Below are 10,364 nucleotides of genomic sequence, written 5' to 3'. Positions count from 1 at the left end.
CCCCAGCCACTGGCTGGCGGGTACCATTCCCTGGCCGCTGCCGACATTGGCGGCGAGCGACATCGTCTTTGCCCTGCTGTTCTGGCGCTACCTGAGCAGCACCCGTTCGGCGCAAGCCCTCACGCAAATGCACTGATTCAACACCATGCGCATCGCCCACCCCCCTCGTCGCCGGGGGGGTAATTTCTGCCCGCTCCCGCACGATGCCACCCAGAACATCCACCTGCCGCCAACGGCCCATCCGAGGAGCACCACCATGCTGTACGAAAGCATCGATACCGCCGCCATCAACGCCGACGACCTGCCCTGGGTGCCTTTCGCGCCTTACAACGACGAGGTGTTCATCAAGTACATCAAATGCGATCCGGTGCGCGGCGAGGTCATTACCCTGCTCAAGGCACCCGCCAGCATGACCCTGCCCAAGCACCACCACTCCGGCACCGTGATCGTCTACACCATCAAGGGTGGCTGGAAGTACCTCGAGCACGACTGGATCTCCACCGAAGGTGGCGTGGTGTTCGAGACGGCCGCCACCAGCCATACGCCCATCGGCCTGCCCGAGCACGGCGACGAGGTGATCACGTTCAACGTCACCCTGGGCGATCTCATGTACATGGACGAAAACGACAACATCGTCGCCATCGAGAACTGGAAGACCAGCGTGCAGCGCTACCTGGCCTACTGCGAGGCCAACGATATCCAGCCCAAGGACATCACCAGTTTCTCGGTCTGACCGACGCCCGGCGCCCCTCCCCGAGGGGGGGGCGCCCCACTCACTCCGCCAACAACAAGAACAGGAGTCTCCATGATTCATAAGCTTCCGCGCGCCGGGTATTTCACGCTGAAGGTGAGCATGCTGCTGGCGAGCTCCGTCGCCTGCGCCCAGGACACCCTGCCCTTCACGCCGACGCCTTCGGCCAGTACCGCCGGGCCGACCTTGCAGGATTCCCATCATCAGAAACGCCAGGCCCAGTCCCACGTACCGGCCGATGCCCCGAATATCCTGGTGATCATGCTCGATGACGCCGGCTTCGCCCAGGCCGACACCGTTGGCGGCGCCATCCACACCCCGACCCTGAGCCGGGTGGCCGACAGCGGCGTGCGCTACAACGCCTTCCATACCACCGCCATCAGCTCGGCCACCCGCGCCGCCCTGTTGACCGGACGCAATCACCACAGGGTCGGCAATGGCGTGATCGCCGAGCTGGCCACGGATTGGGATGGCTACACTGGCAAGATTCCCAAGAGTTCGGCGACCATGGCCGAAGTGCTCAAGCAATACGGCTACAGCACCGCTGCCTTCGGCAAATGGCACAACACGCCAACCTCGGAAACCACCGCCGCCGGACCTTTCGACAGCTGGCCGACCGGCTATGGCTTTGAACACTTCTATGGCTTCATGGCCGGGGAAACCTCCCAGTACGAGCCGCGCCTGTACCGCAACACCACACCGATCGAACCGCCTCGCGACCCCAAGTACCACCTCAGCGAAGACCTGGCCAACCGCGCGGTGAACTGGCTGCAGGACCACAAGACTTACGCCCCGGACAAACCCTTTTTCATGTACTGGGCTCCGGGTGCCGTGCACGGCCCGCACCAGGTCAACGCCCAATGGGCCGACAAATACAAGGGCAAGTTCGACGGTGGCTGGGATGCGTATCGCGAGCAGACCTTCGCCCGCCAGAAAGCCATGGGCTTCATTCCCAAGGATGCCAAGCTGACCCCGCGCCCCGCCGAACTGCCGGCCTGGGACAGCCTCGACGCCGGGCAAAAGCAATACCAGGCGCGCTTGATGGAGGTTTACGCAGGCTTCCTCGAGCATGCCGATACCCAGGCCGGGAAGATCCTCGACGAGCTGGAACTCGAAGGTAAACGCGACAACACCCTGATCTTCTACGTCCTGGGTGACAACGGGGCCTCGGCCGAAGGCATGGAAGGCACCATCAACGAACTGCTGGCGCAGAACGGCATTCCGGTGCCCAAGGAGCAGCAGCTCAAGGTGCTCAATGGCAGCTACGGCGGCCTGTCGGCCCTCGGCGGCCCGAAACTCGAGAGCATGTACAACGCCGCCTGGGCCTGGGCGGGTTCAGGGCCCTTTATCGGGACCAAACTGGTGGCGGGCTACTTCGGCGGCACGCGCACGCCGATGGCGGTCTCCTGGCCCAAACAGATCAAGGCCGATGCCAAGGTCCGCGGGCAGTTTCACCACGTCAACGACATTGTCCCGACCGTCTACGACCTCCTCGATATCAGCGCCCCCAAGGTGGTCAACGGTATCGAGCAGGACCCGATGGACGGTGTCAGCCTGCGCTACACCTTTGCCGATGCCGATGCGAAGTCGCGCAAGCCCCCGCAGTACTTCGAAGTGCTCGGCAGCCGTGGCATCTACAAGGACGGCTGGATCGCCTCGGTATTCGGCCCGCGCAAACCCTGGGTGCAAGGTTTTGCCCAGTTCATGGGCTGGAACCCGGACAACGACCAGTGGGCGCTGTATGACCTTCGTAACGACTATTCACAAGCTACGGACGTGGCGGCCAGCCACCCGGAAAAACTCGCTGAGCTGAAGGCCGAGTTCGATACCCAGGCCAAGGCCAACCACGTCTACCCGATCGGCGCCGGTCTGTTTCCCTTCATGAACCCGGATGTACGCCCGGGTACCGACAAACATGAATGGAGTTTCAGCGATCGCACCCAGCGCTTCCCGGAGTTCACCGCACCCAACCTGCGCAACCGCAACAACCGGGTACTGGTGACTGCCCAAGTGCCGGCCAATGCCAGTGGCGTGCTGTATGCAATGGGCGGGATCGGTGGCGGTGTCAGCCTGTACCTGGACGATGGTTTTCTGGTCTACGAGTACAACGCCCTGGCCATTGCCCGGGTCAAGCTGCGCTCGACCGAACGCGTGCCGGCCGGTAAAGCCAACATCGAAGTACTGACCCGGATGAGTACGACCAAACTGGGCGCGCCGGCCAACCTCAGCCTGCGTCTGGGGGGGCAAGAAGTCGCCAGCGGCGTGACGCCGTTCACCCCGGCGTTCACCTTCACCGCCAGCGAAACCTTTGACGTGGCCCAGGACCTCGGCTCGCCGGTTGCCCTGGATTACTTCGACCGCGCGCCGTTCGCTTTCAACGGCAAGGTCGACGACGTGCATGTCGCTTACTTGCCCTGAACCCTTGCCCTGCCCAGGAGACTCCCATGGCCACTACCGAACTTAAAAACAAGAAAGTCCTGATCACTGGCGCCGCTTCCGGCATCGGTCGCGCAGCGGCGCTGGCATTCGCCCGCCGTGGCGCCCTGATCATTGCCACCGACATCAATCTCGTTGCGCTCAGGCAGGTGCAAATGGACGTCGAAGCCCTCGGTTCCCGCTGCACCATCCATCAGCTCGATGTCTCCAGCAGCGAAGCCGTGCGGGAACTGGCCGAGAAGCTCCATGCCTCGCTCGGGGCGCTCGACGTGCTGATCAACAACGCCGGCATCGGTTACCTGGGCCAGTTCCTGCAAAGCGACCTGGCCCACTGGCAGCGGGTGCTGGACATCAACGTGATGGGGGTGGTGCATGGCTGCTATCACTTCATCCCGCAGATGCTCAAGGCCGGCGGGCCGCGCCATGTGCTCAACGTGGCATCGGCGGCCGGTCTGTATCCGTCGCCGACGATGGCGGCTTATGCCGCCTCCAAGCATGCGGTGTTCGGGTTCAACGAAGTACTGAAAATGGAGCTGGCCGACAGCGATATCTGCGTGACCACGGTCTGTCCAGGCATCATCAATACGCCGATCACCCATGCCCGCAACAACGTCTCTCCCTCGGTCGACGAAGCCCAGCTCACGCGACTGCATAAGTACTATCAGACCAAGGGCTGCGGGCCTGAGGTGGTCGCCGAAGGCATGGTCCGCGCCGTGCAAAAGAGCCAGGACCTGTTGCTGGTCGGCCCCTTTGCGAAGGTACTGTTCCACCTCCGTCGGCTGTCCCTGGGCATGTTGCGCCGCTTCGTGCTGAACGATGCGCGCAAGGTCGGGTTTCTCTGATGGCGAGCGCTTCTCCTGTCGTGCAAGGGTTGCACTTGATGGCCAAGCCGGTCGGCCCTATCTGCAACCTCGATTGCAGCTACTGCTTCTACCTGGAAAAGGAGCAGTTGTACCCGCCCAGAGAACGCTTTCGCATGTCCGACGAGGTGTTACGCGCGTACATCCAGGGTTACATCGCCGCGCAACCCAGCCCCGAAGTGGAGTTCACCTGGCAAGGCGGCGAGCCGACCTTGCTGGGCCTGGATTTTTTCCAGCGGGCGGTGACCTGCCAGCGCGAGTTTGGCGCTGGCAAGGTCATCCGCAATACCCTGCAAACCAACGGCACCCTGCTCGATGACGAGTGGTGTGCCTTTCTCGCCCGCGAGGGATTCATGGTCGGCCTGAGCCTCGACGGGCCGCGTGAGGTCCACGACCTTTACCGGCCGGACAAGCGTGGCCGCTCCAGTTTCGATGCGGTCATGGCTGGCCTGAACCTGATGAAGAAACACGGGGTGCAGTTCAACGTGCTGGTCACCGTGGCCCGCGACGTGGCGAACCACCCGCTGGAAATCTATGGTTTTCTCAAGGCCCAGGGCGTGCGGTATATCCAGTTCAACCCGGTGGTCGAACGCCTTCCGGGCGCAGCGGATGTCAACCAGGGCTTGAGCTTCGCCACACCACCGGAGCTGCGCCTGCATGCCGTGGACGAACCCGGGGTGGTCACGGCGCAGAGTGTCGAACCCGAGCGCTATGGCGATTTTCTCATCGCCATCTTCAACGAATGGGTACGCCATGACGTCGGCGACATCCATGTGATGAACTTCGAATGGGCGCTGGCGGCCTGGTGTCAGCTGGCGCCTTCGGTCTGCCTGTTCAGCCCGCGCTGCGGCAAGGCAGCGATCGTAGAACATGACGGCAACGTCTATTCCTGCGACCACTTCATGTACCCGGAATATCGGTTGGGCAATCTCAATGAAGATGACCCGGCCACCCTGCTCGCCTCCCCGGCCCAGCAGGCTTTCGGCGCGGCCAAGGAAACCACGTTGCCGACCATGTGCCGGCAATGCGACTACCGCTTCGCCTGCCACGGCGAATGTCCGAAAAACCGGTTCATGACCGCGCCCAACGGCGAGCCCGGACTGAACTACCTGTGCCCCGCCTACAAGAAATACTTCCGCCACCTGACGCCCTATATGAACGCCATGGCCCAGCTGATCAGCCATGGCCAGCCTGCTTCGCTGATCATGCAGGCCTTCGACGGGCCGCTGATCGTGCCGCTCAAGCCCGCGCGATAATGGGTTGGTGTTGTGTGGGAGCGGGCTTGCCCGCGAAGGCGACCTGACAGGCGACCCGGGAATTATTGACTGAGTACATATCCATTTCTACGGTAATAGCCACCGGCGGTTACCGCAGGAATGGATATGTACACCCTCAAAATTTACATCGCCTGACACTCAACCTTCGCAGGCAAGCCAGCTCCCACAGGGGCCTGGTACATCCGCCAAAATCAGGTCGACTGGCGGGCCGCCTTCGCGGGCAAGCCCGCTCCCACAGGGGATCAGGGGCGCCCGCGAAATCACCTCAACCGTTAAATCGCCTTCGCGAGCAGGCTCGCTCCTACATTGGGATCGCAGACAGGCCCCGCAATCAGGTCGGCTATCAGGCCGCCTCGTTTTGGCTTTGGCTTTGGCTTTGGCTTTGGCTTTTGATCTTCTTGCCCCCTCGAGAGGCTTCGTTCCGATTCTGCGCAGTGGGCAACCCGGCATGGATGGCCGATGGCGGCGGGCTCTGTAGGAGCGAGCTTGCTCCGGGCGGCGTTCCGACGAAAAAACTGAGAGCACCGCGGGGTGTCAGGCTCCCCGCATCATCGTTGACCTCCATCGCGAGCAAGCTCGCTCCCACAGGGATCAGTGCTGTTCACAGCATGTGTGAACGACACAGAGCCAGTGTGGGAGCCTGCTCGCGAAAGCGGTTTCACGGGGTAACGATATTGAACTGCGGCGCAAAGGTATCGAGGCTGGTCATCAGCTCCCCAAACTTCTTGCCATTGCCTTGCAACTTGATCAGGCCTTTCTGGATCGCCGTCGGGATATCCAGTTGCTTGAGGCTGATCTGTTCCAGGGTGGCCTTGCTCATGCTCACGCTGGCATCCGCCTGGGCGTTGAGGCCGGCGCGGTGGGTCAGCACACCATTGCGCAGGGTCAGGTTGAAGTCCTTGTTCAGGTCATCGAAAGTCCAGTTCAGGGTCAGGTCATGGCCTACGGCTTTTTCGCTGTCCAGACGCACCGCCAGGAAGTCGAAGAACATCTGCGGGCTCATCGCCCGCACCATGTCCACCGACACCGAAGTACCGGCATGGGGTGGCACGCCAGTGCGCAGTTCCATGGCACCGGTCAGGTACATATTGCGCCAGGTGGCGTTTTCGCTTTGATAACCCAGTTGCTCCAGCGCCTCGGCCTGGGCTTTGCGGGCATCGGCGTTGTCCGGGTTGGCGAACAGCAACTGATTGCCCAGTTGCGCGGCCCAGCGGTATTCACCCTTGGCCATTGCCGCCTGCATTTTCCCCAGTACTGCCGCTTCGCCGCCCATGGCTTCGACCGTGTGCTTCGCCGTTTCCACTGGCGGCAGCGGATTGAGGTTGGCCGGGTTGCCGTCATAGAAACCCATGTAGCGCTGATACACCGCACGGGTGTTGAAACTCAGTGAGCCGTAGTAGCCACGGGTGTACCACTTCTGGTCCAGGTGGCCGGGCAGCTTCTTGATCGAGTCGGCGATTTCCAGCGGCGTCAGGCCCTGGTTCAGCAGGTGCAGGGTGCGGTCATTGAGGAAGGCGTACATGTCGCGCTGGTCGGCGAGGAACGTGCGGATGCGTTCGCCGCCCCAGGTCGGCCAGTTGTGCTGGGCGAACAGCACGTCGCTCTTGTCGCCGTACCGCGCCAGGCTGCCGTCCAGGTACTCGGCCCAGGCCTTGGCGTCCCGCACTTGCGCGCCGCGCGGGGTGAGGATGTTATGCATCATTTGCGTGGCGTTTTCCGCCATGCACAAGGCACGTAATTGCGGCAGGTACAGGTTCATTTCCGCCGGCGCCTCGGTGCCGGGGGTCAACTGGAATTCCACGTCGAGGCCGGCGATGGTGCGGGTTTCCAGTGCCTTGTCGATCAGGTCGGTGGGCGGGATCAGGGTGACGGTGCCGCCACTCGGCGTGCTCTTGCCCAGGCCGGCATCGACCTGGCCTTTTTCGCCACGGGGCAGCAGGCTGCCGAACTGGAACTGCGCGCGGCGACTCATGGCGTTGCCGGCGTAGACGTTCTCGCTCATCACGTGCTCCATGAACCCGGCGGGGGCGAACACCTTGACCTTGCCGGCCTTGACGTCGGCCTCGTCGATGACCCCGCGCACGCCACCGAAGTGGTCGACGTGGGTGTGGCTGTAGATCACCGCCACCACCGGTTTGTGCGGACGGTTCTGGTAGTACAGGTCCAGTGCCGCCTTGGCGGTTTCGGCCATGGTCAACGGGTCGATGATGATCAGCCCGTCGTCGCCTTCGATGATAGTCATGTTCGCCAGGTCAAGGCCGCGCACCTGATACAGCCGTGGGCTGACTTCGAACAGACCGGCATGGGCGCTGAGTTGGGCCAGGCGCCAGAGGCTCGGGTTGACCGACTCCGGGGCCTGGTCTTTGGCGAGGAAGTCATAGGCCTGGATATCCCAGATGACCTTGCCCGAGGCGTCCTTGACCTGGCCCTTGAACGGCGCGATCAAACCCTTTGTGACCGACTCGTAGTCGGTGCGGTCGGTGAAGGGCAGTTGTTGCAGCACGGCGGCGTTGCTGGCCGTGGTTTGCGGGCTGGCCGCGAGCGGTCCGTCGGCGGCGACCACCGATTGCGCAAGGCAGGCAGTGATCAGGCAAGCGAGCAGCCCACGAGGGCTCAAGGTGAAACGAGGCATGGCGTCTCCGTTTTTTATCGTTATGGTTAGACCAGCTTCGAGGGTAGGGCGGGGCTCGGGCAGGGCGATCATCAGCAGCGGACAAAAAACATTCAGGGCCGCTATCCTTGAGCCACGCATATCCAGCAGGTTGACCCATGCTTGAAGTCCATGGCGTTTTCAAAAGCTACGCCACACCGCAGGGGCCGCTGCCGGTGCTGCAAGGCGTCGACCTGACGCTAAAGCCCGGCAGCAGTCTGGCGCTGATGGGCGAATCGGGCAGTGGCAAAAGCACCTTGCTGCACCTGATCGCCGGGCTGGACAAGGTCGATCGCGGAAGCATCCGCAGTGGCGAGCATTGCCTGGAACGGATGAATGAAGGGCAGCTGGCAAACTGGCGTCGTACGGAAATCGGCCTGGTGTTCCAGCAGTTCAACCTGATCGGCAGCCTGCGAGTCGAAGACAATCTGGCGATTCAGGCACGCCTGGCGGGGCGCCATGACCCACGCTGGCAGGCGCATTTGGTGCGGCGCCTGGGCTTGGGTGAGCTGCTGCGGCGTTACCCGGAGCAACTGTCCGGCGGCCAGCAGCAACGGGTTGCGCTGGGTCGGGCGTTGGCATCGCGCCCGCCATTGCTGCTGGCCGACGAGCCCACCGGCAGCCTCGATGAAACCACTGGCGCCGAGGTGTTGCAGTTGCTGCTGGAATTGCTCGACGACAGCCCCACCAGCCTGTTGATGGTCACCCACAGTCCCGGCGTGGCCGCACGGCTGGCGGAAAAAGCGCTGCTGTGCGGTGGTCGCCTGGCCGGTGTGGGCGAGCGCTGACATGCGCATCTTTGGCGAAACCCTGCGCGCGCTGCTCAGCCATTGGCGGCAGCACCCGGTGCAGTTTTTCAGTGTGCTGACCGGGCTGTGGCTGGCCACCGGTCTGCTGACCGGGGTCCAGGCACTCAACAGCCAGGCACGCGACAGTTATGCCCGCGCCAGTCAATTGATCGGCGGCGAACCCCAGGCCAGCCTTGGTGCGCCCGGTGGTGGTACGTTCCCCCAGCAATGGTTTATCGATCTGCGCCGCGCGGGGTGGCCCGTGTCACCGGTGCTGCAAGGGCGGGTCACGCTCAAGGGGCACGAAGAGCAGCGCTTGCAGTTGATGGGCATCGAGCCGGTGTCGCTACCGGCGGGCGCGGCAGTGGCCGGGCAGGCCTTGGCGATTGAACAGGTGGTCGGTTTTTTCAGTCCGCCAGGCAGTACCTGGATATCTTCGCAGACGTTGCAGGTACTGAGTTTGCGCGAAGGTGACCGGCCAATGAACCTGGCTGGCGCGGCACTGCCGCCGCTGCATGTGCAGGCCGACATGGCGCCCGGCGTGCTGCTGGTGGACATCGGTTTTGCCCAGCAGATTCTGGGGCTGCCGGAGCAACTGTCGCGACTGCTGTTGCCGAAGGATTTCACCGCGACGCTGCCGGAGCCGTTCAAGGGGCAGCTGCAACTCAAGAGCGCCGGCGAAGAAAACAACCTGACGCGCCTGACTGAGAGCTTTCACCTGAACCTCGATGCCCTGGGGGTGCTGTCGTTCGTGGTGGGTCTGTTTATCGTGAACGCCGCCATCGGGCTGGCACTGGAGCAACGGCGCGGCTTGCTTCGGACCCTGCGTGCCTGCGGTGTGAGCGCGCGGATGCTGGTGGCTTGTCTCGCCGTCGAATTGGGCGGATTGGCCCTGATCGGCGGTGTGGCCGGGGTGGTCAGCGGCTACCTGCTGGCCAGCGTGCTGTTGCCGGATGTCGCCGCCAGCCTGCGTGGCTTGTATGGCGCCGAAGTGGCGGGGCAGTTGAGCCTCAGCCTGACATGGTGGTTCAGTGGTATCGGCCTGAGTCTGATCGGCGCGTTGCTGGCCGGGGCCAACAGTCTGCTGCGGGCGGCGCGCTTGCCCTTGCTGGCACTGGCTGACCCGCAGGCCTGGCATCAGGCCCATGCCCGCTGGTTGCGGCGCCAGGGTGGGGTGGCGGCAATGGCCGGGGTGATAGCGCTGCTGGCGTTGATCTTTGGCGACAGCCTGGTCAGTGGCTTCGTGTTGATGGCGGCGCTGTTGATCGGCGCCGCACTGGCACTGCCGGTGGTGCTCAGCGCGCTGCTCAGTCTCGGCTCGCATCACAGTCGCTCGGTGCTTGGCCAATGGTTTGTCGCCGATTGCCGCCAGCAACTGCCGGCCCTGAGCCTGGCGTTGATGGCGCTGCTGCTGGCCATGGCGGCGAACATCGGTGCCGGCAGCATGACCGCAGGGTTTCGCCAAACCTTCAGCGACTGGCTCGAGCAACGGCTGACGGCCGAGCTTTACCTCAATCCACAAAACCCGGCCCAGGCCCGGGAGCTGCACGGCTGGCTCAACCAGCAGCCGCAACTGGCGGCGGTGCTGCCCAACTGGCAGGT

The 10,364-nt window shown here is 63.3% G+C and carries 7 protein-coding genes; 6 read left to right on the top strand and 1 reads right to left on the bottom strand.

Going from position 1 to position 10,364, the window contains the following annotated elements:
- Window positions 1-256 precede the first annotated feature (256 nt).
- The 4 genes from PMI29_RS14405 (at window position 257) to PMI29_RS14420 (ending at window position 5,303) form a co-directional block, all read left to right on the top strand.
- Window positions 257-733 carry a 2,4'-dihydroxyacetophenone dioxygenase family protein gene (locus PMI29_RS14405; RefSeq protein WP_007998330.1) on the top strand — a complete coding sequence of 159 codons (477 nt, stop codon included), beginning with the start codon at window positions 257-259 and terminating at the stop codon, window positions 731-733.
- A 72-nt stretch (window positions 734-805) separates the two neighbouring features.
- The gene (locus PMI29_RS14410) at window positions 806-3,169 is read left to right on the top strand and encodes an arylsulfatase (RefSeq protein WP_007998329.1); all 2,364 of its coding nucleotides are present in this window, start codon (window positions 806-808) and stop codon (window positions 3,167-3,169) included.
- A gap of 26 nt (window positions 3,170-3,195) precedes the next feature.
- Window positions 3,196-4,029, top strand: coding sequence for an SDR family NAD(P)-dependent oxidoreductase (locus PMI29_RS14415; protein WP_007998326.1), 834 nt, complete (start codon window positions 3,196-3,198; stop codon window positions 4,027-4,029).
- Window positions 4,029-5,303 (top strand): anaerobic sulfatase maturase, encoded by a 1,275-nt coding sequence (locus PMI29_RS14420; protein ID WP_007998324.1) that lies wholly within the window; start codon window positions 4,029-4,031, stop codon window positions 5,301-5,303. Before PMI29_RS14415 ends, PMI29_RS14420 begins: the two co-directional genes overlap by 1 nt.
- Before the next feature lie 679 nt (window positions 5,304-5,982).
- Here PMI29_RS14420 and PMI29_RS14425 read toward each other — a convergent pair.
- The gene (locus tag PMI29_RS14425; RefSeq protein ID WP_007998322.1) at window positions 5,983-7,956 is read right to left on the bottom strand and encodes an alkyl/aryl-sulfatase; all 1,974 of its coding nucleotides are present in this window, start codon (window positions 7,954-7,956) and stop codon (window positions 5,983-5,985) included.
- 137 nt (window positions 7,957-8,093) lie between these two features.
- On the opposite strand from PMI29_RS14425, the gene PMI29_RS14430 reads away from it, so the two are divergent.
- Together PMI29_RS14430 and PMI29_RS14435 are read left to right on the top strand one after the other, a co-directional pair.
- Window positions 8,094-8,762 (top strand): ABC transporter ATP-binding protein, encoded by a 669-nt coding sequence (locus tag PMI29_RS14430; protein ID WP_007998320.1) that lies wholly within the window; start codon window positions 8,094-8,096, stop codon window positions 8,760-8,762.
- Between the two features lies 1 nt (window position 8,763).
- The coding region (locus PMI29_RS14435) for an ABC transporter permease (protein ID WP_007998318.1) at window positions 8,764-10,364 on the top strand (1,601 nt) is incomplete at its 3' end.

Origin of the sequence: Pseudomonas sp. GM49 (genome assembly GCF_000282355.1) — a bacterium.
Taxonomy (GTDB): domain Bacteria; phylum Pseudomonadota; class Gammaproteobacteria; order Pseudomonadales; family Pseudomonadaceae; genus Aquipseudomonas.
The sequence above is the reverse complement of the archived record's forward strand: the minus strand, read 5'-3'. Positions and strand labels throughout refer to the sequence as shown.